Origin of the sequence: Methylobacterium sp. J-067 (genome assembly GCF_022829465.1) — a bacterium.
Lineage (GTDB): Bacteria > Pseudomonadota > Alphaproteobacteria > Rhizobiales > Beijerinckiaceae > Methylobacterium > Methylobacterium litchii.
In genome coordinates, this window is sequence record NZ_JAKSXZ010000101.1 from 61,522 (window position 1) to 86,421 (window position 24,900).

24 protein-coding genes and 1 tRNA gene are annotated in these 24,900 nt (G+C 70.2%); 13 read left to right on the forward strand and 12 right to left on the reverse strand.

Features of this window, described 5'->3' with window-relative positions:
* Nucleotides 1–3: 3 nt before the first annotated feature.
* The gene (locus MKK52_RS12545; RefSeq protein ID WP_243954194.1) at nt 4–402 is read left to right on the forward strand and encodes a very short patch repair endonuclease; all 399 of its coding nucleotides are present in this window, start codon (nt 4–6) and stop codon (nt 400–402) included.
* On the opposite strand, the gene MKK52_RS12550 is transcribed toward MKK52_RS12545, so the two are convergent.
* The 7 genes from MKK52_RS12550 to pdxY form a co-directional block, all read right to left on the reverse strand.
* Nucleotides 389–1,651: a DNA cytosine methyltransferase gene (locus MKK52_RS12550; protein ID WP_243954195.1), complete on the reverse strand. Its 1,263-nt coding sequence runs from the start codon at nt 1,649–1,651 to the stop codon at nt 389–391. The two genes, MKK52_RS12545 and MKK52_RS12550, sit on opposite strands and share 14 nt — an antisense overlap.
* On the reverse strand, nt 1,635–2,837 hold the full coding sequence (locus MKK52_RS12555; RefSeq protein ID WP_313898752.1) for a hypothetical protein: 1,203 nt from the start codon (nt 2,835–2,837) through the stop codon (nt 1,635–1,637). Before MKK52_RS12555 ends, MKK52_RS12550 begins: the two co-directional genes overlap by 17 nt.
* Before the next feature lie 190 nt (nt 2,838–3,027).
* A tRNA-Ser gene (locus MKK52_RS12560) sits at nt 3,028–3,117 on the reverse strand.
* Nucleotides 3,118–3,252: 135 nt separating this feature from the next.
* Nucleotides 3,253–5,520, reverse strand: a complete 2,268-nt coding sequence (gene glgX, locus MKK52_RS12565) for a glycogen debranching protein GlgX (RefSeq protein WP_243954197.1) — start codon at nt 5,518–5,520, stop codon at nt 3,253–3,255.
* Nucleotides 5,521–5,626: 106 nt separating this feature from the next.
* Complete coding sequence (locus tag MKK52_RS12570; RefSeq protein ID WP_243954198.1) at nt 5,627–6,328, reverse strand: NUDIX hydrolase; 702 nt, start codon at nt 6,326–6,328, stop codon at nt 5,627–5,629.
* Entirely contained in the window at nt 6,321–7,205 is an 885-nt protein-coding gene (locus MKK52_RS12575) for a PhzF family phenazine biosynthesis protein (protein WP_243954199.1), read from the reverse strand. Before MKK52_RS12575 ends, MKK52_RS12570 begins: the two co-directional genes overlap by 8 nt.
* A 32-nt stretch (nt 7,206–7,237) precedes the next feature.
* On the reverse strand, nt 7,238–8,086 hold the full coding sequence (gene pdxY / locus MKK52_RS12580; RefSeq protein WP_243954200.1) for a pyridoxal kinase PdxY: 849 nt from the start codon (nt 8,084–8,086) through the stop codon (nt 7,238–7,240).
* A 119-nt stretch (nt 8,087–8,205) separates the two neighbouring features.
* Between pdxY and MKK52_RS12585 the strand changes: the two genes are divergently transcribed.
* The 3 genes from MKK52_RS12585 to MKK52_RS12595 all read left to right on the forward strand — a co-directional run bounded on the left by MKK52_RS12585 (nt 8,206) and on the right by MKK52_RS12595 (nt 10,957).
* On the forward strand, nt 8,206–8,727 hold the full coding sequence (locus tag MKK52_RS12585) for a DedA family protein (protein WP_243954201.1): 522 nt from the start codon (nt 8,206–8,208) through the stop codon (nt 8,725–8,727).
* 81 nt (nt 8,728–8,808) lie between these two features.
* On the forward strand, nt 8,809–9,303 hold the full coding sequence (locus tag MKK52_RS12590) for an MmcB family DNA repair protein (RefSeq protein ID WP_243954202.1): 495 nt from the start codon (nt 8,809–8,811) through the stop codon (nt 9,301–9,303).
* 49 nt (nt 9,304–9,352) lie between these two features.
* Entirely contained in the window at nt 9,353–10,957 is a 1,605-nt protein-coding gene (locus MKK52_RS12595) for a Na+/H+ antiporter (protein ID WP_243954203.1), read from the forward strand.
* A 3-nt stretch (nt 10,958–10,960) separates the two neighbouring features.
* On the opposite strand, the gene MKK52_RS12600 is transcribed toward MKK52_RS12595, so the two are convergent.
* Nucleotides 10,961–11,230: a hypothetical protein gene (locus tag MKK52_RS12600; RefSeq protein WP_243954204.1), complete on the reverse strand. Its 270-nt coding sequence runs from the start codon at nt 11,228–11,230 to the stop codon at nt 10,961–10,963.
* 211 nt (nt 11,231–11,441) lie between these two features.
* Here MKK52_RS12600 and MKK52_RS12605 point away from each other — a divergent pair, with 211 nt between their 5' ends.
* From MKK52_RS12605 to glyS, 3 genes are all read left to right on the forward strand, one after another.
* Nucleotides 11,442–12,362 (forward strand): glycine--tRNA ligase subunit alpha, encoded by a 921-nt coding sequence (locus MKK52_RS12605; RefSeq protein WP_243954205.1) that lies wholly within the window; start codon nt 11,442–11,444, stop codon nt 12,360–12,362.
* Between the two features lie 92 nt (nt 12,363–12,454).
* A complete protein-coding gene (locus MKK52_RS12610; RefSeq protein ID WP_243954206.1) occupies nt 12,455–12,898 on the forward strand; it encodes a hypothetical protein in 444 nt (147 codons plus the stop codon).
* Nucleotides 12,899–12,948: 50 nt separating this feature from the next.
* Nucleotides 12,949–15,132, forward strand: a complete 2,184-nt coding sequence (gene glyS, locus MKK52_RS12615; protein ID WP_243954207.1) for a glycine--tRNA ligase subunit beta — start codon at nt 12,949–12,951, stop codon at nt 15,130–15,132.
* A 29-nt stretch (nt 15,133–15,161) separates the two neighbouring features.
* Here glyS and MKK52_RS12620 read toward each other — a convergent pair whose 3' ends face one another.
* A complete protein-coding gene (locus MKK52_RS12620) occupies nt 15,162–15,833 on the reverse strand; it encodes an aldolase (protein WP_243954208.1) in 672 nt (223 codons plus the stop codon).
* Nucleotides 15,830–16,843: a LacI family DNA-binding transcriptional regulator gene (locus MKK52_RS12625; protein WP_243954209.1), complete on the reverse strand. Its 1,014-nt coding sequence runs from the start codon at nt 16,841–16,843 to the stop codon at nt 15,830–15,832. Before MKK52_RS12625 ends, MKK52_RS12620 begins: the two co-directional genes overlap by 4 nt.
* 166 nt (nt 16,844–17,009) lie before the next feature.
* On the opposite strand from MKK52_RS12625, the gene MKK52_RS12630 reads away from it, so the two are divergent.
* From MKK52_RS12630 to denD, 5 genes are read left to right on the forward strand one after another with little or no spacing between them, the layout of a single operon-like run.
* Nucleotides 17,010–18,329, forward strand: a complete 1,320-nt coding sequence (locus tag MKK52_RS12630; RefSeq protein WP_243954210.1) for an MFS transporter — start codon at nt 17,010–17,012, stop codon at nt 18,327–18,329.
* 10 nt (nt 18,330–18,339) lie between these two features.
* A complete protein-coding gene (gene ltnD, locus MKK52_RS12635; protein WP_243954211.1) occupies nt 18,340–19,248 on the forward strand; it encodes an L-threonate dehydrogenase in 909 nt (302 codons plus the stop codon).
* Between the two features lie 33 nt (nt 19,249–19,281).
* The gene (gene otnI, locus MKK52_RS12640) at nt 19,282–20,058 is read left to right on the forward strand and encodes a 2-oxo-tetronate isomerase (protein ID WP_243954212.1); all 777 of its coding nucleotides are present in this window, start codon (nt 19,282–19,284) and stop codon (nt 20,056–20,058) included.
* Nucleotides 20,059–20,063: 5 nt separating this feature from the next.
* Complete coding sequence (gene otnK / locus MKK52_RS12645; protein WP_243954213.1) at nt 20,064–21,341, forward strand: 3-oxo-tetronate kinase; 1,278 nt, start codon at nt 20,064–20,066, stop codon at nt 21,339–21,341.
* A 7-nt stretch (nt 21,342–21,348) separates the two neighbouring features.
* Nucleotides 21,349–22,317 (forward strand): D-erythronate dehydrogenase, encoded by a 969-nt coding sequence (gene denD, locus MKK52_RS12650; protein WP_243954214.1) that lies wholly within the window; start codon nt 21,349–21,351, stop codon nt 22,315–22,317.
* An 8-nt stretch (nt 22,318–22,325) separates the two neighbouring features.
* Here denD and MKK52_RS12655 read toward each other — a convergent pair whose 3' ends face one another.
* Both MKK52_RS12655 and MKK52_RS12660 read right to left on the reverse strand, forming a co-directional pair.
* Complete coding sequence (locus MKK52_RS12655; protein ID WP_243954215.1) at nt 22,326–22,724, reverse strand: type II toxin-antitoxin system VapC family toxin; 399 nt, start codon at nt 22,722–22,724, stop codon at nt 22,326–22,328.
* On the reverse strand, nt 22,724–22,963 hold the full coding sequence (locus MKK52_RS12660; RefSeq protein ID WP_243954216.1) for a type II toxin-antitoxin system VapB family antitoxin: 240 nt from the start codon (nt 22,961–22,963) through the stop codon (nt 22,724–22,726). The genes MKK52_RS12655 and MKK52_RS12660 overlap by 1 nt, the downstream gene beginning before the upstream one ends.
* Nucleotides 22,964–23,043: 80 nt before the next feature.
* On the opposite strand from MKK52_RS12660, the gene recQ reads away from it, so the two are divergent.
* A complete protein-coding gene (gene recQ, locus MKK52_RS12665) occupies nt 23,044–24,885 on the forward strand; it encodes a DNA helicase RecQ (protein WP_243954217.1) in 1,842 nt (613 codons plus the stop codon).
* The last annotated feature ends 15 nt before the right edge of the window (nt 24,886–24,900 follow it).

A 24,900-nucleotide genomic window follows, 5' to 3' on the forward strand; every position in this document is an offset into this window, starting at 1 on the left:
ACGATGGACGAAGCTGCGCGTGCTCGCATCATGCGGAGCATCCGCAAGAAGGACACGAAGCCCGAGCTTCTCGTGCGTCGCATGGCACACGCACTTGGGTTTCGCTTCCGGCTCTACAGACGCGACCTTCCTGGGACACCTGATCTCGCCTTCCCACGGCATCGCAAGGCCATCTTCGTGCATGGCTGCTTCTGGCATCAGCACACCTGTCGGGCAGGGAAGTTACCCCGAACACGCGCCGACTACTGGGTGCCGAAGCTCACCCGCAACGTCGCTCGTGATGCTCGCGCACGGGCGGACTTGGCTGCGATGGGGTGGCAGTCTCTCGTGCTCTGGGAATGTGAGCTGGCCGATCCCGTCGCGCTACGCGAGCAACTCCTATCGTTCCTCAGACCGCCGTGAGCGCCCCTGAGCGGACCGCTGCCCGCAAGCCCTTGCCGGTGCCAGGATGCGCCTCGTGGGTGCCCCTGAGAGCCATGAAGGCCCGAGGGACCTTGGCTGGCGGGATGGGGGGCGGCGGCGGTGCGAGAGCTTGATGGACGGCAAGCACCGGCTCCTCGACCCTGGAGGCCATGCCCAGAAGCTGTGATGCGACCGCTCGCGCAAGAACCTCTGCAAGGAGCGAGGGAACGGCGTTGCCGAGTTGCCGCTGTGCATCGGCAAGGCTGCCTGTGACGTCCACGTTGTCGGGGAAGGTCTGAAGGCGCGCCATCTCGCGCATCGTCAGACGCCTGTTGTTCCAATGGAACGGACCTGTTGCCGGCCCAGGTTGCGCCTGGATCGTCCAGGAGGGCTGATCCTTCGCGAGCTTGAGTAGGAAGGACCAGTAGCGCCTACGCCAGCCGAAGAGCGGCTGCCCGCCACCACGGTCAGTGTGCCAGAGGTAGTTGTTGCCCTCGGGTATAGTCGGGAGCAGGCCGCTCCACTTACCTGTGGCCTGGACGTCGAGAGAGGTTGGCTCGGAGAGATCGTGTAGCGCATCCCACGCGGTCAGATGGCTCGGCGCGTTCTGCGTCCAGTCCCCCACGACGGGTTGCAGATGGGTGGGCTGCGGGAACTCGAACGGCTTTCCGTCGCGAGAACCGAGGACGAACATCCGCCTACGAAGCTGCGGCACGCCATAGTCTGCGGCGTTCAGGGTTCCGATGGTGGCCTTGTACGCGGTGCCGAACTCGGAGTTGATGGCCGCCAGCCGCGAGTGGATGAGTTGGAGCCCCTCGTCCTTCCCACGGAAGCCAAGCCCCTCGACGTTCTCAAGGAGGAACGCCTTGGGCTGCGCTTCTGCGAGCACCCGGAGGTAGCTCTCCAGCGTGGTTGCACGAGGGTCGTCGAGCCGCTGTGTCCTGCCCGTTGCCCAGAACCCAGACTTGGAGAACGGCTGGCAGGGCGGCCCACCGATGAGCACGTCAGCCTCACCGACTTGCAGCCCGGCAGCATCTAGCAGCTCGTCGGTTGTCACAGCAGCCGCATCGCCCTGGATGATGGGCCAGGACGGGCGGTTGTGTCGGAGGGTCTCGCAGCAGCGCCGGTCCAGCTCCAGCGCGACAGCCGTGCGGAAGCCTGCGGCCTCGAAGCCGTAGTCGAGACCGCCAGCGCCCGTGAACAGGCTGATGGCTGTGAGTGGTCCGACCTTCTTAGCCCGCCGTGCCATGCACCGCCTCGAACACCGCCGCAGGATTGCTAGACCACCCTTCCCCTACTGCCACGTTACTCGCGATCTTACCCACGCACCTCTGGTGCTGTGGGAGCGCGGTGGTCAGGGCGTATCGAAACTCCCAAGCCTCCGTGACCGCATGTAGGCAAGCGGCCACCACGTTGAACTCAGTGGGTGCATAGTAGCGCGAGCAGGGGTCGGACTTGGAGGCGCGTGTGCGCTGGAAGTCGACCCGAGGCTCACCCGCCTTGTTGCGGACCCGAAGCACGTTCTTGCACTCAATCAACAGGGGTAGGCGATCTCGGTAGCGGAGCCGGATGTCAGGGTTGCCATCCCCCTCCAGCCTTTCGCACTCCGTCACCCCTTCGACCTTCATGAGGGTCCTACGGAGGTGATCCTCTGCGACCCAGCCTCGCACAGCCATCTTCAGCCGCTTGGCTCCGGCGATAACCTCCAGAACCTCGTCAGACGTCAGCTCCAGCTCACGAAGGAGGGGGTGTTCGGCTACCGTCGCAGCCTCTCGAGCCTCCGTCTCTTCGCCCGTCGAGATCGGGGCCGAGAACCTCTCGGGCCGTTCTGCCAGAAGCTGGCGGTTGCCCTGGTCGAGCCCTTGGGCGGCACGCTCGAACTGGACGTAGCGGAGGAAGCTCTCCCCCGTGCCGCCAACCAGCACCTCGGCGGGCTGCTCAAGGGCCTTGGCTCCTCTGTGGTCACGCTCCCATGCGAACCACGAGCGTGCCTTGATCTCCTCTGCGTGGCGATCCTTGAACTCAAGCCGGATGAAGAACTTGGTCGGGTTGTGCATCTCAGGATCGACCCCAACGAAGAAGCCCTCCTCCGGGTCGATGCCGACGAGCAGCGTGGTGTAGAGGCCGGTTGGGTCCTGCCACAGCGTGTGGGTGTTCGCGTCGCGGTACTCCTCCAGGCTGCCGTACTTGAGCTGGAAGCTCCGCTCATCCACAGGCCGGTTGCGTGTCGGCGTCCGCTTCGCTCTGAAGGCGTAGGCGACGACGCCCATCCGCTCGCCCGCGCTCGTCTCGAATGTGATGACGAAGGGAGCCTTGCTGGCATCCGACTTGAACAGGATGGTACAGCCCGCTCCTTCGAGAGCTGTCAGCATGAAGTCGATGAGTGGCTGGCGCGCTGCTGCGCTCACCCCGTACTCGCGAAAGCCGCCAATCATCCGGCTCACCCCGATCCTAACGTGAGGCAATCATCACGTGCCCAGCAACCAAGTGCTAGGGCGCGAGAAGCCTAACCACGCATTTTAGGCACTCCGTGGGGGACACATCGGGGGATCGACTGGGGGACACATTGATCCTGTCGATGCCCAAGATGCTGTCAATGCAGGGTTTTTAGGATTGACAGATCTATGGCGGAGGGAGCGGGATTCGAACCCGCGATACGGTTTCCCGTATACACACTTTCCAGGCGTGCGCCTTCAACCACTCGGCCACCCCTCCGGTCCGGGGCCAAGCGCCCGGCGCGGGGCCGGGCGCGGATCGGCCGCGCGGAGGGCGTCCTGTATCCTGCGCGAGGGGAGTCACGCAAGGCGGGACGGGAGGAAATCTCGCCTCCCGTCCCGATCGTCGTTCCCGTCACTCGTTCTCGGCGAGGTGGAAGCGCACCTGCTCGACATTGGCCCGCTCGAAGGCCTGCATCACGTGCTGGTACGAGCGCTCCATCTCCGTCGCCGCGTCGCCCGGCGTGTCCTCGGGCTTCAGCACGAACATCAGCATCGAGCGGCCCGTCACCGCGTAGGGCTGCGCGAAGCCGAAGCTCTCCGCGTCCTGGCTGTCGGGCAGGTTCGTGTCGAGGAGCCGCGTCCAGGCCTCGCCACCCACCGTCTCCGGCAGGTTGAAGGTCACGAGGTCGTGGTACGCGTTGAACAGCAGGAGCAGCGTCGCGTCGCCGCCCTTCCGGTGCAAGCCCGTCGCCTGGGCGCGGCCGTCGAGGCGCACGGCGAAGGCGCGGGCCTCCCCGTCCGTCCAGTTCTCCGGGGCCATCTCGCCGCCGTCCGGGCGCAGCCACGTCACATCCTGGACGCCGAACTCCTCGTCGTAGCGCCCGGTCAGGAACCGGCCGCGGTTGAGGATCGGCAGGGCGTTGCGCAGGATGATCAGGCGCTGCGTGAACTCCGCGAGGTCCCGCTCCTCCTCGCCGATGGCGTCCCAGTCCAGCCAGGAGATCTCGTTGTCCTGGCAATAGGCGTTGTTGTTGCCGTTCTGCGTGCGGGCGAACTCGTCGCCGGCCAGCAGCATCGGCGTGCCGCGTGAGAAGAACAGCGTCGCCAGCATGTTGCGCATCTGGCGCAGCCGCACCGCGCGGATGCCCTGATCCTCCGTCGGACCCTCGACCCCGTAATTGTAGGAGAGGTTGTGCGAGTGCCCGTCGCGGTTGTTCTCGCCATTGGCCTCATTGTGCTTGTCGTTGTAGGCGACCGTGTCGTGCAGGGTGAAGCCGTCGTGCGCCGTAAGGAAGTTGACGCTCGCCCAGGGCTTGCGGCCGCGCTTGTCGAACTTGTCCGCCGAGCCGCTGATCCGCGCCGCCATGTCGGGCAGCAGGCCGCCGTCGCCCTTCCAGTAGCCGCGCACGTCATCGCGAAAACGGTCGTTCCACTCGGCCCAGCCCGGCGGGAAGCCGCCGACCTGATAGCCGCCCGGCCCGCAATCCCACGGCTCGGCGATGAGCTTCACCGAGTTCAGCACCGGGTCCTGGCGGCAGGTGTCGAGGAAGCCGCCGCCCTCGTCGAAGCCGTAGGGCTCCCGGCCGAGGATCGTGGCGAGGTCGAAGCGGAAACCGTCGACGCGCATCTCCGTCGCCCAGTAGCGGAGCGAATCGGTGACGAGCTGCAGCACGCGCGGATGCGAGAGGTTGAACGTGTTCCCGGTACCGGTATCGTTGATGTAGTAGCGCTTCTCGTTCGGCAGCAGCCGGTAGTAAGAGGCGTTGTCGATGCCCTTGAACGAGAGGGTCGGCCCCTTCTCGTTGCCCTCCGCCGTGTGGTTGTAGACCACGTCGAGGATCACCTCGAGGCCCGCCCCGTGCAGGCGGGAAACCATCTCCTTGAACTCGGAGAAGGCGAAGTCCGGCACCGCCGCGTAGCGCCGGGCGGGGGTGAAGAATGAGATGGTGTTGTAGCCCCAATAGTTCACAAGGTTCTTTTCCTGCAGGTAATCGTCCTGCACGAAGGAGTGAACCGGCAGCAATTCCACCGACGTGACGCCGAGGCTCTTGATGTAGTCGAGCACCTCCGGCGTGCCGAGGCCGGCATAGGTGCCGCGCAGCTTCTCCGGCACCTTCGGGTGGAGCTTGGTCAGGCCCTTCACATGGGCCTCGTAGACGATGGTCCGCTCCCACGGCACGTTCGGCTTCTGGTGGCGGCCCCAGGTGAAGGCGGGGTCGATCACCCGCGAGCGGCGGGTATACGCGGCGGAATCGCGGTCATCGAAGGTGGTGTCGTCGCCAGTTTCCATCTTGTAGCCGAACAGGGCCGGGTTCCACGTGATGGAGCCGACGAGACCCTTGGCGTAGGGGTCGATGAGGAGCTTGTTCGGGTTGAACCGGTGCCCGGCGGTGGGCTCGTAGGGGCCGTGGACGCGGAAGCCGTAGATGGTGCCGGGCCGGGCGTCGGGCAGGTAGCCGTGCCAGATCTCGTCCGTGTATTCGGGCAGTTCGATCCGCTCGATCTCGCGCTCGCCCTGGTCGTCGAACAGGCACAGTTCGACCTTGGTGGCGTAGGCCGAGAACAGTGCGAAGTTCACCCCCAGCCCGTCCCAGGTGGCACCGAGCGGATAGGGCAGACCCTCCAGGATGCGCGAGCGGGCCGCACGGGCCTGGAACGTCGAACGAGGGGAATCGGACATGGGGTCTCCGGTGCTCGGCCCGCCACGTCGCGGCGAGGGCAGTGCGGGAACGTGCCGGACGCGGCGAAGCTCCCCCCGCCCGGCGAAAATTTGGTGCGGCGCCGCTCTAGCCGAACGCGTGCGCCAGATAGGCCCGCACGAAGGCCGGCATCCGCCGCGGATCGAGGTCGGCGGGTCCTCGGAGGAGGCGCAGGGCGGCGAGTTCCGGATCGGCCTCCGCCCGGCGGTGCGCCTCAGCCCTGGCCAGGAGGATGTCGGCGGTCTCGGGGAAGCGCACGGGGCGCAGGAAGGCGAGCTGCCCCTCCCCTTCGAGGAGGATCCACTCCTCGGCGGCGCCCTCGGGCACGGACAGGCCGGTCTCCTCGGCGAATTCCCGCTCGGCGCTGCCGGCAAGGTCGACCGAATCGCCGCGCAGGTCGTCCCGGTCGGGCGTGCCGCAGGGGAAGTAGAGCTGGCCGGCATTGGCGGTGTGGGCGCCCATCTCGCCCACCAGCACCGCCCCGTCCGCGCTCCAGGGCACGATCGCCGCGAAGGCGTTGGCGACCGTGGCGTCGAAGGCCCCGCCGTCGCGATAGGCCACGAATTGCGAGAACCGCGCCTCGAACAAGTCGACCCGGGCGATCCCGCCCTCGACGGTGCAGGCGCAGGACAGGAGGACGATGCCGTCGAACAGCGCCGGCCGTGCCGCGCGGCGCCGCTCCCAATGGGCGGCGATCTTGTCCGCGTTGTCCCGCGCCCAGGGCCATGCGTAGGGCACGAGGCGCCCCTCGATCCCCCGCAGCCGCGTGGCCCGCAAAGCCTCAGGCACGCAAGGTGCCCTCCGACACGAGGACCGCCGCGCCGCCGATCTCCACCGAGCGCAGGGCGCCGGCCGCGATGTCGATCTGCAGGGCGATGGTGCTCGGGCGGCCCATCGCCTGCCCCTGGGCGATGGCGATGTCGTGGATGCCGTCGCCCAGCGTCTCGAACTGCATCAGCACCCCGGCGAAGGCCGCCGCCGCCGAACCGGTGGCGGGATCCTCCGGCACGCCCATCCGGGGGGCGAACATCCGGGTGCGGAAGGCGAGGCCCATCCCCTCCGGATCGGGGGCGTAGAGATAGAGCCCGTCGCCCTCCTCCGGCGCGGCGGCGGGACGGGCGGCGTCGAGGCGCGCGGCCGAGGCGACCGGCACGCAGGTGAAGCGCGGCCCCGTCCCGTGCCGGCTCGGGCGGTGGCGGCCGAAGCCGATCTCCCCCGGCTCCAGGCCAAGGAGGGCGGCCAGCACCTCCGGCTCCGGTCCCGGCCCGAGAGACTCGGGCAGGGCGGGCAGCTTGAACCGGGCGCGGCCGCCCGTGCCGTCGGGCAAGGTCTCGACGACGCAGGGCACGATGCCGATCCCCTCCTCCAGGCCGAAGGCGCGGGCGTCGGCGCCGGGCGGATCCTGCAGGGCGAGGAGCACCGCCGTGCCGACGGTCGGATGCCCGGCGAAGGGCAGCTCCCGGGCGGGGGTGAAGATGCGCAGCCGCGCCCGGTAGCGGGGCTCGTCCGGCGGGAGCACGAACACCGTCTCCGACAGGTTGAACTCCTTGGCGATGGCCTGCATCGCCGCCCCGTCGAGCCCTTCGGAATCGAGGACCACCGCCAGGGGGTTGCCGACGAGGGGCTGCGTCGTGAACACGTCGAGGGTGGCGAAGCGGCGCGTCATGGCATCACCTCTGTCGGATGGGGCGGCTGGCCTCAGACCGCCTCGGCGGGAAACACGGCGGAGGGGGCGACGAACTCGTCCTGCGCGGCCACGGTCAGGATCTCCCGCGAGCCCGCCTCGGCGGTGGCGCGCAGCAGGCCGTAGACCGAGGCCGCCGCCTTCTCCAGCGCCAGGGCGGCGGAGCGCTCCCGAGCGTAGTGGACGAGGAACAGGGCGGCGATGCAATCGCCCGCGCCGTTGATCGCGAGGTCGAGGCGCGGGGTGCGCACCCGGAACAGCCGCCCGCCCTCCCCGGCCAATAGGTCGATGCGGTCGGCGGGGGTCTCGGCCGTGGCCGCCGAGGTCACGACCACCACCCGCGGCCCCCGCGCCTGCAGGGCGGCGATGGCGGCGCGCGCCTCGTCCAGGGTGCCGCTCGGCAGGCCGGTCAGGAGGTTCAGCTCGAACTGGTTCGGGGTGAGGATGTCGGCGGCGGGCACGGCACGCTCGCGCATGAACTCGGTGATGCCGGGGCGGACATAGACGCCCTCCTCCGTATCGCCGAGCACGGGATCGCAGCAATAGAGGGCGGCCGGGTTCTCGGCGCGCACGGCGGCCACCGCCTCCAGGATCGCCTCGCCGATGGCGGCCGAGCCCATGTAGCCGGACAGCACCGCGTCGCAGCGGGCGAGCGCCCCGCGCTCGCCGACGCCCCGCACCACGTCGCGGATCGTCTCGGCGGCGAAGACCTCGCCCCGCCACGCGCCGTAGCCGGTGTGGTTGGAGAACTGCACGGTGTGGACCGGCCACACCTCGACCCCGAGCCGCTGCATCGGGAACACCGCCGAGGCGTTGCCGACATGGCCGTAGGCGACATGGGACTGGATGGAGAGGACGTTCACTTAAAGGGCTCCTCGACGCGCCGTGGTTAGCCCGTTCCACGCGCCTTCGCACCCCCGCTCTTGCCGAGCTGCCATGCCGGACTCAGATGGGACCGACGCAAGGAGAGCTTTCCGCCCCCATGGACATCGAAGCCCTCAAGGACTCGACGATGGCCTTCGTCGAGACCCACAAGGCCTGGGCGCCGCTGATCGCGGCCGGGCTCGCCTTCTGCGAATCGATCGCCGTCCTCTCGATCTTCGTGCCCGCGACGGTGATCCTCGTGGCCGTCGGCGCGCTGGTCGGCGGGGCCGGGCTCGCCTTCTGGCCGGTGGTGATCGGCGCCGCCGTCGGAGCGGCCCTGGGCGATTGGGTCTCCTACGAGTTCGGCCACTGGCTCGGGCCGGGCGCCAAGCAGAAATGGCCCCTGAGCCGCTACCCCGAGATGACCGCCAAGGCCGAGGGGTTCATCCACCGCTGGGGCGTCGCCGCCGTGGCGCTCGGGCGCTTCTTCGGCCCGGCGCGGGCCCTCGTGCCGCTGCTCGCCGGGGTGCTCGGCATGAGCCGCCTGCCCTTCCAACTGGCCAACGTCGCCTCGGCCTTGGTCTGGGCCTTCGTGCTGCTGGCGCCCGGCGCCGGGCTGCTCGCGTGGTTCGAGAAGTGAGCCGCGTGATGCCGCGCCGCAGGTGACGCGGCCGACGCGCGCCTTCACCATGTCCCGATTCGGCACGATACCGATTCGGTCATGACAGCTACCGCCACACCAGAACCCGCGCTGATCCTCCCCCCGGACCGGCGCCAATCCCCCACCGCCCTGCGGATCCAGCGCGGGGTGCGGCGGCTGTTCTCGGAGATGGGCTGCGTGACCCTGCCGGAATTCTCCCTGGTGAACGGGCGCCGGGCCGACGTCATCGCCCTCTGCGGCGCCGGGCGGCTCACCATCGTGGAGATCAAGTCGAGCGTGGCCGATTTCCGCGCCGACCGGAAATGGCCGGATTACCGGGACTTCTGCGACCGCTTCTTCTTCGCGATCCCCGACGACGTGCCGGAGGACCTGATCCCCGAGGAATGCGGCCTGATCGTCGCCGACGCCTACGGCGCCGCGATCCTGCGCGAGGCGCCCGAGCATGCCCTCAGCGGCCCCCGGCGCAAGGCGGTGACGCTCCGCTTCGCCCACAGCGCCGCGCGGCTCCTGCACGCGCTCGCCGACCCCGGCGCGATCCGCGAAGGCGCGCTCTGAACAACCCGTCCGGCTTGCCCCGGAGCGTCGCCGCGTCCACAGCGGGGGCATGACACCCGTCGCCCTGTTCGAACTGGTGCTCGCGCTGCTCGCGGCCGCGCTGGTCCTGTCCCTGGTCGCCGGCCGGCTCGGCCTGCCGCCCGCCGTGGCCCTCGTGGTCGGCGGCATGGCGCTCGCCGTCGCGCCGGGCCTGCCGGCCTTCGATCTCGACCCGGACCTGATCATGGTCCTGTTCCTGCCGCCGCTCCTGCTCGAATCGGCCTATTTCACCGTCTGGCGGGATTTTCGCGACGCGATCGGGCCGATCCTCTCCCTGTCCCTCGGGGCCGTGCTGTTCACGACGCTGGTCGTCGGGGTGGTCGCCCATGCGGTCGCCCCCGGCCTGCCCTGGGCCGCCTGCTTCGCGCTCGGCGCCATCGTCTCGCCGCCGGATGCCGTCTCGGCCAAGGCGGTGCTCGCGCGGGTGACGCTGCCGCGCAAGACCGTCACCGTCCTCGAAGGCGAAAGCCTCGTGAACGACGCCTCCGGCCTCGTGCTCTACCGCTTCGCGGTGGCCGCTGCCCTCACCGGTGCCTTCGATGCCTGGGCGGCGCTCGGCAGCTTCGCGTGGCTCGCCGTGGCGGGCGTGGCGGTGGGCGTCGCCCTCGGCTTCGTCGCCACGCGGGTCGTCGCCCGCCTGCACGATGCCGACGCGGCCACGATCGTCACCTTCCTCGTCGCCTACCTCGCCTATCTGGCGGCGGAGGAGATCCACGCCTCCGGCGTCCTCGCCGTGGTGGCCTGCGGCCTGATGCTCGGCGGGCGCGAGCACGAGACCTTCGACGCCCGCACCCGCACGCATGCGCTGGCCGTGTGGGGCTTCGTGGTCTTCGTGCTGGAGGCGCTGGTCTTCGTGCTGATCGGGCTGGCGCTGCGCGGCGTACTCGACCGGATGGGCGGCAGCGCGGACGCGCTCATCGCCGGCCTGCCCCTGGCGCTGGCGGCGACGCTCGCCTGCGTCGCGGCGCGGCTCGCCTGGGTGTTTCCCGCCGTCTACCTGTCGCGGCTGCTGCCCCGGCGCTGGCGGGACCCGTCCCCCGCGCTCCGCCCGGCGATTCCGCTGGTGGTCGGCTGGGCGGGGATGCGCGGGGTCGTGACGCTGGCGGCGGCCCTCGCCCTGCCGCTCGGTTTCCCCGGCCGCGACCCGATCCTGTTCGCCGCCTTCGCGGTGATCCTGTTCACGGTGCTGGTGCAGGGCACGACGCTGGGCCCACTGATCCGGCGCCTGCGCCTCGATGCGCGCACGAGCCTGCCGGACGGACATCTCGACGCCGCCATGGCCCGCGTCGCCGTGAACGAGGCCGGGCTCGCCGCCCTGGAAACCCTGCTGGCCCCCGAGACGGGGGAGCACCGCCACCCGATCCTCGTGGAGCAGTATCGCCGCCGGGTCTGGGCGACCTCGCGCCTGCGCGACGCGCGCTCCGAGGCCGAAGGGGAGCGCGACGCCCACATGGAGGCCGCCCTCGGGGCCGTCCGGGCCGGGCGGGCCGCCCTCGCCTCCCTGCACCGGGAGGGCCGCATCCACGGCTCGGTGCTGAGGACCATCGAGGCCGAACTCGACCTCGAGGAATTGCATCTCCGGCGGCTCTCGGGCGAGGCCGCCGGGCATGGGTGACGTTTAGCGAACCGCGGCGCAGCCCTCCGGCGTGCCGTAGCTGCCGTAGACGACACGCACCTTGTGCGGGCATGCCGGCTTGGCGACCGGGGCGATGGGGGCGACATCCACCGGCTCGACGCGGAGCGTCGCGGCGGGGATGGGGTCGTCCGAGGTCGCGAGCGCGCGGCTCGCGTTCATCACGACCGGGGTCGCGGCCATCGCCGAGAGGGCGAGGGTGGCGACGAGGGCAAGGTTACGACGGGCGAAAGACTTCCTGGGCGACGTGGTCATGGTCCGTTTCCGCAACATTCGGCAGCACATCGGGCGCCGGATAACCCCTGGTTGCGCGAATAACTTGGCTGTGGGCATCCCGGTTCCGGTCGTCGCAGCAATCTTGACCGTTCGCGTCGGCGCCATAGGGCGCGCCCCTCGGACGCCGCGCCTTGCGCCGACGGCGCCGCTCTCCTAGACCCCCGGCCGAGTCCGAAAGCACCGACCGAGCATGCCGAGCCCCGCGCCCACTCCCAACCGATCCTTCCAGGGGCTGATCCTGGCGCTCCAGACCTACTGGGCGGACAAGGGCTGCGTGATCCTGCAGCCCTACGACATGGAGGTCGGCGCGGGCACGTTCCACCCGGCCACGACCCTGCGGGCGCTGGGGCCGAAGCCGTGGAAGGCGGCCTATGTCCAGCCCTCCCGCCGGCCGAAGGACGGGCGCTACGGCGAGAACCCGAACCGGCTCCAGCACTATTACCAGTTCCAGGTGATCCTGAAGCCGAACCCGCCGAACTTGCAGGAACTTTACCTCGCCTCGCTTGAGGCGATCGGCGTCGACCTCAAGCTGCACGATATCCGCTTCGTGGAGGACGATTGGGAGAGCCCGACGCTCGGCGCCTGGGGCCTCGGCTGGGAATGCTGGTGCGACGGGATGGAAGTGAGCCAGTTCACCTACTTCCAGCAGGTCGCGGGCTTCGAATGCGCCCCCGTGGCGGGGGAACTGACCTACGGCCTCGAACGGCTCGCCATGTACGTGCAGGGCGTCGAGAACGTCTACGACCTCGACTTCAACGGCGCCGAGGGCGAGGACCGCGTCACCTACGGCGATGTCTTCCTTCAGGCCGAGCAGGAATATTCCCGCCACAATTTCGAGGCGGCGGACACGACGATGCTGTTCCGCCAGTTCACCGACGCGGAATCCGCCTGCCGTGCCTACCTGGACGCGGGTGCACCGAACGAGGGCGAGCGCCACCGCATGGTGCAGCCGGCCTACGACCAGTGCATCAAGGCGAGCCACGTCTTCAACCTGCTCGACGCGCGCGGGGTGATCTCGGTCACGGAGCGCCAGAGCTACATCCTGCGGGTGCGCGAACTCGCCAAGGCCTGCGGCGCGGCGTGGCTGAAGACGGCGGGCGGCGGGGCGTAGGCGGATCCTCAAGGGAGCCCCTTGGCCCCTCGCGCGTTCCACACCCCGCTCAGGCAGGCGTCTCCGGCGCCTCTCACAGCGGGATTTGCATCATGAAACAGACCGCCTTCGCCCTCGGCTTCCTCGTGCTGGGCCTCGCCCCGGCGCTCGCTGCCGAGCCCGGCCCGGAGGCCGTGGTGAAGAAGCTCTATGCCGAGCCGCACCCGAATCACTCGGCCGTCTACACCAAGCGCCTGCAGGGGCTGTTCGACGCGGACGCGAAGCAGGCGAACGGCGCCACCGGCAACCTCGATTTCGACTTCCGCCTCAACGGCGAGCCGATGAAGCCCGACACGGTGAAGAACCTCACCTTCAAGGAGGCCACCGAGGGCAAGGACCAGGCGAAGGTCACGGTCCAGCGCAAGGGCGGCGACGGCGCGAAATCCATCGTCTACGACCTCGTGCGCGAGGATGGGGCGTGGCGGGTCTCCGACGCCCACTCCATCGGCGACCGGAAGTGGCAGCTCTCCACCATCCTGAAGGGCGAGGCGCGCTGACGCCGGCCTGAGCCCTCGACAGGGTTGCGGCGCGGCGATATGGCCGCGCCATGCCCGACCTCCTGCTCGAACTCCGCTCGGAAGAGATCCCCGCCCGCATGCAGCGGCGTGCGGCCGAGGATCTCCGGAAGCTCGTCACCGACGCCCTCGTGGCGCGCGGCTTCCTCTACGAGGGCGCCAAGGCCTTCGCGACGCCCCGCCGCCTCGCCTTGCACGTCGCCGGCCTGCCGGCGCGCGGCGAGGCCGTGCGCGAGGAGCGGCGCGGCCCCCGCGTCGGCGCCCCCGAGGCCGCGATCCAGGGCTTCCTCAAGAGCGCCGGGCTCACGAGCCTCGATCAGGCGACCACGATCACCGACCCGAAGAAGGGCGAGTTCTACCTCGCGGTGATCGAGAAGGCCGGGCGCGAGACGCTGGACGTGCTGGCCGAGATCCTGCCGGAGATCGTCAAGAGCTTCCCCTGGCCGAAGGCGATGCGCTGGGGCGCGGCCTCGGCCCAGCCCGGCGCCTTGCGCTGGGTGCGCCCGCTGCAATCGATCGTGGCGACCTTCGGCCCCGAGACCGAGACGCCGGAGGTGGTCCCCTTCGAGGTCGGCGGCATCAGGGCCGGCACCACCACCTACGGCCACCGGTTCCTGGCACCGGGCCCGATCGAGGTCCGCCGCTTCGACGACTACATCCAGGCGCTGGAGAAGGCGAAGGTCATCCTCGACGCCGACCGGCGCAAGGACGTGATCCTGCACGACGCCCGCGACCTCGCCTTCGCCTGCGGCCTCGACCTCGTGGAGGACGAGGGCCTGCTGGAGGAAGTAGCCGGACTGGTGGAATGGCCGGTGGTGCTGCTCGGCTCCTTCGACGCCGCCTTCCTCGACATCCCCGCCGAGGCGATCCGCGCCACGATCCGCGCGAATCAGAAGTGCTTCGTGCTGCGAAAGTCCGGCTCTGAGGATCTGGCGCCGGCCTTCATCCTGGTCTCGAATCTTCTGGCATCCGACGGCGGCCTCGCCATCACCGCCGGCAACGAGCGGGTGGTGCGGGCGCGGCTCTCGGACGCCAAGTTCTTCTGGGAGACCGACAAGGCAACCAAGCTCGAAGACCGGTTGCCGAAGCTCGACACTATCGTCTTCCACGAGAAGCTCGGGACGCAGGGAATGCGCATCCAGCGCATCGCGGCGCTCGCGAAGGAGCTGGCCCCGCTGGTCGGCGCCGATCCGGCCCAGGCCGAGCAGGCGGCGCGGCTGGCCAAGGCCGATCTCGTCACCGAGATGGTCGGCGAGTTCCCCGAGTTGCAGGGCCTCATGGGCGCGAAATACGCGGCGCTGGAAGGACTTCCGCCCAGCGTCGCGACGGCGCTCGGCGACCACTACAAGCCGCTGGGCCCCACCGACCGGGTGCCGAGCGACCCCGTGGCCATCGCCGTGGCGCTGGCCGACAAGATCGACACGCTGGTGGGCTTCTGGGCCATCGACGAGAAGCCCACGGGGAGCAAAGATCCGTATGCGCTGCGCCGGGCGGCGTTGGGGGTGATCCGATATCTGCTTGAGGGCAGACGGCTGAATCTTGTGCGAATTTTCGACAAGCATTCGGATGAAGTCGGCAGGTCCATCATCGAGGCGAAGATCGCGAATGCGCCTGCGGGAGTAAGCGCGTTCGCAGCAGGTGTTGGTTCTGTCGACTGGGGCGGTCAAACGACGAACGTTAAGTCGCTGGATCTCCTCGCCTTCTTCGCCGACCGCCTTAAAGTTTACCTCCGCGACCAGGGGGCCCGGCACGACCTCGTGGACGCGGTGTTCGCCCTGCCCGGCCAGGACGACCTGCTGCTCATCGCCCGCCGGGTCGAAGCCCTTCAGAAATTCCTGGAGACCGAGGACGGCAAGAACCTGCTCGCGGGCTACAAGCGCGCGGCCAACATCCTGCGCATCGAGGAGAAGAAGGACGGCCGCGCCTACGACGCCGAACCCGATGCGGCCCTCGCCGCCCAGGGCGAGCCGGCCGAGCGGGCGCTGGCAGAGGCCTTGCAGACGGCCCGCGCCGAGGCATCGAAGGCCGTCGCGGCCGAGGATTTCGCCGGCGCCATGCGGGCGCTCTCGACGCTGCGCGCCCCGGTCGATGCCTTCTTCACGGACGTCACCGTGAACGCGGACGACCCGAAGCTCCGCGAGAACCGCTTGGCGCTCCTCAACGCGCTGCGCGCCGCCACGCGGGAGGTCGCGGACTTCTCGAAGATCGAGGGGTAGGGCGGCCCATTCGCCCGCCCGCGCTGCCCTCACCCGTGATCGTGCCCGTCATGCTCCGGCAGGGTCAGGCCGAAATGGCTCACCAGATCCTGCACCTGCCCCGGTGACAGGTGGCGCGGGTTGAGGTTGCGCAGGAGAAGGTAGAGCTTGGCCGTCTCCTCCAGCTCCTCCGTGGCGAAGACCGCCGCCTCCAGGCTGTCGCCCGCCACCACCGGCCCGTGGTTGGCCAGCAGCACGGAGGAATAGCGCCCGGCGAGCCCCCGGATCGCGTCGGCCACCGCCGGGTCGCCGGGGCGGAAATAGGGGACCAGCGCCGTGCCCCCGGTGCGCATCAGGTAATAGGGCGTCATCGGCGGCAGCACCGCCTTCGGGTCGATCTCGGGCAGCATCGACACCGCCACCGCGTGCGTCGAGTGCAGGTGGACGATGGCCTTCACGCTCCCCCGGCTCTCGTAGAGGGCGGTGTGAAGGGGGATCTCCTTCGTCGGCTTGTCGCCGGACAGGAGCCGCCCCGCCCCGTCGAGGCGGGAGATCCGCGCCGGGTCGAGGAAGCCGAGCGACGCGTTGGTCGGCGTCACCAGCCAGCCGCCATCGGGGAGGCGGAGCGAGATGTTGCCCGAGGAGCCGGGCGTCAGCCCGCGCTCGAACAGGGAGCGGCCGTAGCGGCAGATCTCCTCGCGCAGGCGGGTTTCCTCGCTCATGCGGTGGCTCCTTCGATGAGGTCGAATCCGAGGTCGATCCGGGCCGGGCCGTCGCCCGTGAGGCAGGCGGCGGCCGCGCGCCCGATGGCGAGGCGCGGGGTGCGGATCGTCGAAAGGGGTTGGGGCATCGCCTCCGTGAAGTCGAGGCCGTTGAACCCGAACAGGGCGATCCGCTCGGGCACGGCGAGCCCCGCCGCGAGGCAGGCGAACCAGCCGCCCAGCGCCATGTCGTCGTTGGCGAAGTACACCGCGTCGAGGTCAGGGTGGCGCGCCAGCAGCGCCTCGAACCCCGCCCGGCCCATGGCGGCGGAGGAGCGGCCCTCTCGGACCTCCCGGCCCACGAGGGACAGGCCGGCTTCCGCCAGCACCGCTTCGAAGGCCGCGAGCCGCTTGCCGCCCCGCCGGTCGCTCCCCGGATCGAGGCCGATATAGCCGATCCGCCGGTAGCCCCGGGCCAGGAGATGCCGGGCGCTCGCCTCCCCCGCCGCCCGGTTCGAGAAGCCGACAACCCGGTCGATCCCCTCCCCGTCCGTGTCGATCATCTCCACCACCCGCACCCCCGCCGCGCGGGCGAGGCTCACCGTGCCGGGGCTGTGCTCCAGCCCGGTGAGCAGCAGCGCCTCCGGCCGCCACGACAGGAGCGCGGCGACCAGCGCCTCCTCCCGGTCGGGATCGTATTCGCTGACGCCGACGACGCTCTGCATCCCCGTGCCGTCGAGGGCCGCCGTGAGGCCGCGCAGCAGGTCCGGGAACACGATGTTGGCGAGGGACGGGATCACCACCCCGACGAGGCCCGACCCCGTGCCCGCCCCGCCCCCGGCGAGGCTCCCCGCCAGCCGGTTCGGCACGTAGCCGAGGCGGGCCACGGCCTCCGCCACCCGCTCGCCCGCGCGCTTCGAATAGGAGCCGTGGTTGCGCAGCACCCGCGAGACCGTGCTCTCGCCGACGCCGGCCTCCCGCGCCACGTCGGTGAGCGTCACGAGCCGTCCCGGCGGGTCGAACCCTGCCATCCCCGCACCCTCCCGGCGCCCTTCCCCAGGACCGGCATACAGGGCTGCATTTTGTTTCACAACAGAATTGGCAGCGCTGCCAAAGCGAGATATAGCGCGATTCACAGCCGCCGGGGAGCGGTGGATCGGCCCACCCGCAACCGGGGGGCGAGGGAGGGACACAGCCATGCCAGTGCAGGCCGCCACGGCGCCGGGGAGCACCGCGTCCAGCGACAAGAGCTTCATCGACAAGACCTACGCCAAGGTCTTCTGGCGGCTCGTGCCGTTCCTGATGCTCTGCTACATCGTCGCCTATCTCGACCGGGTGAATGTCGGCTTCGCCAAGCTGCAGATGTCGAAGGAGCTCGGCTTCTCCGAGACCGCCTACGGCCTCGGCGCGGGCATCTTCTTCCTCGGCTACTTCCTGTTCGAGGTGCCCTCGAACATCATCCTCCACCGGGTCGGCGCGCGGGTCTGGATCGCGCGGATCATGATCACCTGGGGGCTGATCTCCGGGGCGTTCGTGTTCGTGAACTCGGAGGCGAGCTTCTACGCGATGCGCTTCCTCCTCGGGCTGGCCGAGGCCGGGTTCTATCCGGGCGTCATCCTCTACGTGACCTCGTGGTTCCCCTCCCACCGCCGGGCGCGGGTGATCACCGTGTTCATGGCGGCGATCCCGGTCTCGGGCGTGTTCGGCAACCCGCTCTCGGGCTGGATCATGGACACGTTCCACGAGACCCACGGCCTGTCCGGCTGGCAGTGGATGTTCCTGCTGGAAGCGGTCCCCGCCGTCCTCGTCGGCATCGCCGTGCTGCTCTACCTCGACAACCGCCCCGCCGAGGCGAAGTGGCTCGACACCGCCGAGCGGCAGGTGCTGGAGCGCGACATCGCCGCGGAGGAGCGCACCAAGACCGACAGCCCACACTCCCTCGCCACCGTGTTCCGCAACGGCCGCGTGTGGTTCATGAGCCTGATCTACTTCCTGTTCGTGGCCGGGCAGTACGGGCTGGCCTTCTGGGTGCCGACCATCGTCAAGGCCTCGGGCATCCAGGGCAACTTCAACATCGGCCTCGTGAGCGCGATCCCGTTCCTCGTGGCGACGGTGGTGATGGTGGCCCTCGGCCGCAGCGCCGACCATTTCCGCGAGCGGCGCTGGCACCTCATCGTCCCGGCGCTGATCGGCGCGGTGGGCTTCACGGTCTCGGCCTCCAGCACCGACACGGTGGTCGCCATCGCGGCGCTCTCGGTGGCGGCCGGCGGCGTGCTCGCCTGCTCGCCCCTGTTCTGGTCGCTGCCGACCGCTTTCCTCAGCGGCGCGGGCGCGGCGGCGGGCATCGCCCTCATCAACTCGGTGGGCAACCTCGCGGGCTTCGCCGGCCCCTACGCCATCGGGGCGCTGCGCGACTACACCGGCAGCACCGCCGCCGGCATGTACGTGCTGGCGGTGACGCTGGTCCTCGGCGCGGCCTGCGTGTTCGCGGTGCCGCCCCGTCTCGTGAACAAGTGAGGAGCCCGCGATGACGGACACCAGACAGCGCCGCGCGGCGGTGATCGGCCTGGGCTCGATGGGCTCAGGGATGGCGGCCTCGCTCCTGCGGGCGGGCTTTTCCGTCGCGGCCTGCGACGTGAACCCGGAGGCCGTCGCCCGCTTCCGGGAGGCCGGCGGCGAGGCGGCGTCCAGCCCCGCCGAGGCGGCGACGGGCGCCTCGGTGGTGGTCGCGGTGGTGGTGAACGCCGCCCAGACCGAGGCGGTGCTGTTCGGGTCGGACGGCGCGGCGGCGGCGATGCCGGAGGGGGCGGTGTTCGTCTCCTCCGCGACGATGGATCCGGCCATCGCCCGGCGCCTCGCGGCCCAGCTGGAAGAGACCGGCCGGCATTATCTCGACGCGCCGATGAGCGGCGGCGCCGCGCGCGCCGCCGAGGGGGCGCTGACCTTCCTCGCCTCGGGCTCGCAGGCGGCGTTCGCGGGGGCGCGGGACGCCCTCACCGCCATGGCCGGCACGGTCTACGAACTCGGCGACGAGGCGGGCCAGGGCGCGGCCTTCAAGATGATCAACCAGCTGCTGGCGGGGGTGCACATCGCCGCCGCCTGCGAGGCGATGAGCTTCGCGGCCAAGCAGGGCCTCGACCTCCGTCGCGTCTACGAGGTGATCACGAAGTCGGCCGGCAATTCGTGGATGTTCGAGAACCGGGTACCGCACATCCTCGACGCGGATTACGCGCCGAAGAGCGCCGTCGACATCTTTGTGAAGGACCTCGGCATCGTGCAGGACATGGCGCGGGCGGAAAAATACCCGGTGCCGGTGGCGGCGGCAGCCCTGCAGATGTTCCTGATGGCCTCGGGCGCCGGCATGGGCCGGGACGACGACGCCTCCGTGGCAAGACTCTACGCGCAGGTCTCCGGGGCCCTGCTGCCGGAAAAGTAGACCGCCGTCCTCGACCCAGGGAGTCCGAAGAAAATGCCCCACTTCGCCGCCAACCTCACGATGATGTTCAACGAGGTGCCGTTCCTCGACCGGTTCGAGGCCGCCGCCCGGGCGGGCTTCACGGCGGTGGAGTTCCTGTTCCCCTACGAGCATCCGCCGGAGGCCATCGCCGAGCGGCTGCGGGCGAACGGCCTGACCCAGGCGCTGTTCAACATGCCGCCGGGGGATTTCGCCGGGGGCGAGCGGGGCTTGGCCGCCCTCCCCGACCGGCTCGATGAGGTGAAGGCGGGCGTCGAGACGGCCCTCCGCTACGCCGGGGCGACGGGCGTGAAGCGCCTGCACCTGATGGCCGGGCTCGCCGACCCGGCGGACCTACGGGCCCGCGACGCCTACCGGAAGGCCGTGGCCTACGCCGCCGACACGCTCGCCCCGGCCGGGCTCGATCTCGTGCTGGAGCCGATCAACGGCCGGAACATGCCGGGCTATTTCCTCAACGATTTCGGGGCGGCGGCGGCCCTGATCCGCGAGCTGGCCCTGCCGAACCTGAAGCTCCAGTTCGACCTCTACCATTGCCAGATCCTGCACGGCGACGTGACCATGCGCCTGCGCGACCTGATGCCGATGGTCGGCCACGTGCAGACGGCGAGCGTGCCCGACCGGCACGAGCCCGGCACCGGCGAGATGGACGACGCGTTCCTGTTCGCGGAACTCGACCGGCTCGGCTACGACGGGTTCGTCGGCTGCGAATACATCCCGGCGGGGAACACCGAGGCGGGCCTCGGCTGGTTCGCCCCCTACAGGAAGGCCTGATCCCGATGACGCTCGCCCTCGGTTGCGTCGCCGACGACTATACCGGCGCCTCGGACCTCGCGAACACCCTGACCAAGGCGGGCCTGCGCACGGTCCAGACCATCGGTATCCCCGCCCCCGACCTCTCGCTGCCGGAGACGGATGCGGTGGTCGTCGCGCTCAAGAGCCGCTCGATCCCGGCGCCGGAGGCCGTCGCCCGCTCGCTCGAGGCGGAGGCGTGGTTGCGCGGACGCGGCGCGGCGCATGTGATGTTCAAGGTCTGCTCGACCTTCGACTCGACGGACGAGGGCAATATCGGCCCCGTCACGGACGCCCTGCGCGAGGCGGCGGGGGAGGCCATCGCCCTCGTCACCCCCGCCTTCCCGGAGACGGGCCGCAGCGTCTACCAGGGCAACCTGTTCGTCGGGGCCGTGCCCCTCAACGAGAGCCCGCTGAAGGACCACCCCCTCAACCCGATGCGTGACGCCAACCTCGTGCGGGTGCTGGCCCGCCAGAGCCGGAGCGGGGTGGGGCTCATCGATATGGCGACCGTCGCGAAAGGACCGGAGACCGTCGCCGCCAGGCTCGACGCGCTCGCCGCCGAGGGCAAGGGCGCGGCCATCGCCGACGCGATCTTCGACCACGACCTCGAAACGCTCGGCCGCGCCATCGTGGCGAGGCGATTCTCGGTGGGCGCCTCGGGCCTCGGCCTGGGGCTGGCCCGCGCCCTGGCGGCGGATGGCCGAGGCACGCGGGACGCGGCCGGCGCCGCCGTGGGCGAGCCGGTCGGCGGCCATGCCGCCTGCCTCGCCGGAAGCTGCTCGCAGGCGACCCTCGGGCAGGTCGCGGCAGCGGAAGCCCTGATGCCGGTGCTGCGCCTCGATGCCGGACGGCTGCTGTCCGAGCCGGAGGCGGTGGTGGCCGAGGCGCTGGCCTTCGCCCGCGAGCGGATCGCGCGGGGCCCGGTGCTGATCGCCTCCTCAGACGAGCCGGAGGCGGTGCGGGCGCTCCAATCCAGGCACGGATCGGAAGCCGCGGGCCATGCCGTCGAGGCGGCCCTCTCGGCCATCGCGGAGGGGCTTGTCGCGGCGGGCGTGCGGCGCCTCGTGATCGCAGGCGGCGAGACCTCCGGCGCCTGCGTCGACCGTCTCGGCCTGCGCGCCTTCCTCGTCGGGCCGGAGATCGCCGCGGGCGTGCCGGTGCTGCGCAGCGCCGGCCGCCCGGAGCCGATGCTGCTCGCCCTCAAGTCGGGGAATTTCGGCGGCCCCGACTTCTTCGCCCGCGCCCTCGACATGATGCAGTGAGGTTTCGATGCACGCTCTGATCCTCGGTGCCGCCGGCATGATCGGCCGGCGCCTCGTCGATGCCCTCGTGAGCGAGGGGATGGTCGGCGGGCAGCCGCTCACCGGCCTGACGCTCCTCGATGTGGTCGCCCCCACCGCCCCCGACGGCGTGCCCGGCCCGGTGCGCGCGGAGGCCGCCGACCTGTCGGTGCCTGGCGCCGCCGCAGCGGCGGTGCGCGACCGGCCGGAGGTGATCTTCCACCTCGCGGCGGTGGTCTCGGGCGAGGCGGAAGCGAATTTCGACCTCGGCTACCGGGTGAACCTCGACGCCACACGCTTCCTGTTCGAGGCGATCCGCGCCATCGAGGGCTACCGGCCGAAGGTGGTGTTCACCTCCTCGCTCGCCGTGTTCGGCCCGCCCTTCCCGGGGGTGATTCCCGACGATTACATCCTGCGCCCGGCGACCTCCTACGGCACGCAGAAGGCGATGGGCGAAATGCTCCTCGCCGATTATTCGCGCCGGGGCATCTTCGACGGCATCGGCCTGCGCCTGCCGACGATCTGCGTGCGGCCGGGCAAGCCGAACAAGGCGGCCTCGGGCTTCTTCTCCGGCATCATCCGCGAGCCGCTGGCCGGGCAGGAAGCCCGCCTGCCGGTGCCGGATACGGTGCGGCACTGGTTCGCGAGCCCGGCGGCGGCGGTGGGTTTCCTCACCCATGCGGCGGTCCTCGACCTCACGCGCCTCGGCACCCGCCGGAGCCTGACCATGCCGGGCGTCTCCGCGACGGTCGCCGAGGAGATCGAGGCCCTGCGTCGCGCGGCCGGCGACGAGGCGGTCGCCCTGATCCGCCGGGAGCCGGACGAGGCGGTGATGCGCATCGTGGAAACGTGGCCCGCCGCCTTCGACACCCAGGCCGCGACGGAACTGGGCTTCCAGGCGGACGCCTCGTTCGACGCCATCGTGGCCCAGCACATCGCCGAGTTCCACGGGGGGTGAGGGGAGCCTCAGAGCGCGGGGGCGATGTCGGTCTGCGGGAAATCCTCGCCGACGAACAGCAGCCGCGCCCCGTGCGCCTTGGCGCAGGCATAGGCGAAGCAATCGCCGAGGTTGAGGCGCGCCGGATGGCGGCCCTTGCCGAAGCGGGCATGGGCGGCGAGGGCGAGGCGGGCTTCCACCAATCCCATCGAGACCGGCACGATGCCGTTTCTCACGCGGAAATCATTCACGATCGCGACCGCGTCATCGATGCCGACTGATTGGATTCGAGCCACGGCCAATGCCGTCTCGAACAGGGCGATCCCGTTGGTCAGACGTCGCGATGCACGTCGGATTTGGTCGGCGATAAGCTCATAGCCGGGCTCGCGACAGAGGATCGCAACGAGAGCCGAAGCATCGATGACCATCAATCCTCGTAGAGGCTGTCATAGAAGGCCTTGTCGGCCTTCAGGCCGGATTTTGGGTATGCCGCCAAGGCATCCTGGATCGGCTTGATCCTGTCGAGAAAGTCGGCCAACGACTCGTCCTGCCGCGCCAGTTCGTTCACCAACGCGACCCGCACCGCCTCGGCCTTGCTCACGCCCGTCCGCGATGCCAATTTCTCGGCAAGCTGATCGACCTCGTCGCTGGCGATGGTGAGCGGCATGGCGGCCTCCTTGGTGAGCGCAAAAAACGTAAGCCAGCCCGACCCTTGCCGCAAGCACACCAGAAATTGAGAGAACCCGGATGACCCGCCTCGACGAGGCCCGCGCCGCGCTGAAGGAAACCTTCGGCTACGAGGATTTCCGGCCCGGCCAGGACGAGGTGATCGGCGCGGTCCTCGACGGGCAGGACGTGTTCGCCGTGATGCCCACGGGCTCCGGCAAGTCGATGACCTACCAGCTGCCGGCCCTGGTCGATGCCGGACTCACCGTTGTGGTCTCGCCGCTGATCGCCCTGATGCACGATCAGGTGCAGCAGATGCGCAGCGTCGGCATCCCGGCGGCGACCCTCAACTCCACCGTGCCGGAGGCCGAATCGCGCGAGGCGTGGCGGGCGATCCGCTCGGGGGAGATGCGCCTGCTGTTCGTCTCCCCGGAACGCCTCCTCATGGACGGCTGCATGGAGGCCCTGCGCGGGGCTGGCGTCCAGCGGCTCGCCGTGGACGAGGCGCATTGCGTCTCGCAATGGGGGCACGATTTCCGCCCCGAATACCGGGAGATCGCCCGCGCCCGCGAGGCTTTGGGCAACGTCCAGACCGTGGCGCTAACCGCCACCGCCGACGCGGCGACCCGCGCCGAGATCGCCGAGCGCCTGTTCCCCGAGGGGCGGCACCCGCGGATCTTCGTCCATTCCTTCGACCGGCCGAACATCCGCCTGACCTTCCAGCCGAAGGACAACCCGTCCCGGCAGATCGAGCGGTTCCTGCGGCACCGCCGCTCCGAGAGCGGGATCATCTATTGCTCGTCGCGCAAGCGCACGGAGCAACTGGCCGAAACGCTCAGCAAGGACGGGTTCACCGCCCTGCCCTACCATGCCGGCCTCGACCAGGGGACGCGGGCCCGCAACCAGGACCGCTTCCTGCAGGAGGACGGGATGGTGATGACCGCCACCGTCGCCTTCGGCATGGGCATCAACAAGCCCGACGTGCGCTTCGTCATCCACGCCGACATGCCGACCAACGTGGAGGGCTACTACCAGGAGATCGGCCGCGCCGGCCGCGACGGCCTGCCCGCCGACACGCTGACCCTCTACGGCCTCGACGACATGGCGCTGCGCCGCCGCCAGATCGACGAGAAGGAGATTTCCGACGAGCGCCGCCGGGTCGAGCGGCGCAAACTCGAGGCGATGATCTCGCTCTGCGAGGGCGCCTCCTGCCGGCGGCAATCGCTGCTCGCCTATTTCGGCGAGACCAGCGGGCGTTGCGGCCGCTGCGACCTCTGCCGGGACGGGGTGGAGCTGGTAGACGGCACCGTGCCGGCGCAGAAGCTGCTCTCGGCCATCGTGCGCACCGGGCAGCGCTTCGGCGCGGCCTATGTCTGCGACGTGGTCCACGGCAAGGAGAGCGACCCGATCCGCCGCAACGGCCATGACGGGCTGAAGACCTTCGGCGTCGGCGCCGACAAGCCGGTGGCGGCGTGGCGGGCGATCCTGCGCCAGCTCTTCGCGGCGGGCGCGGTGGCCGAGAACGCCGACGGCTATGGCGGCCTCAGCCTCACCGAGAAGGGCACGGAGATCCTCTACGGGCGCGAGCCCATCACCCTGCGGCCGGACCCCGAGCCCAAGCCCGAAACCCGCGAGCGCCGCCGCACCGCCCCCCGCGCCGCCGAGGAACTGGGCCTGCCCGAGGCGGACGAGGCGCTGTTCCAGCATCTGCGTGGTCTGCGCGCGACCATCGCCAGGGCCGAGGGAATCGCCGCCTTCATGGTCTTCCCCGACCGCACGCTGATCGAGATGGCGCGGCAGAAACCCGTCGATCTCTGGGCGATGCGCAGCATCCACGGCGTCGGCGAGCGCAAGCGCGAGGCGTACGGAGATCGTTTCGCGGAGGCGATCAAGGAGTTCCTGAGCCATCCCACGACCGCCTGATCCCCTGTTCCGTTC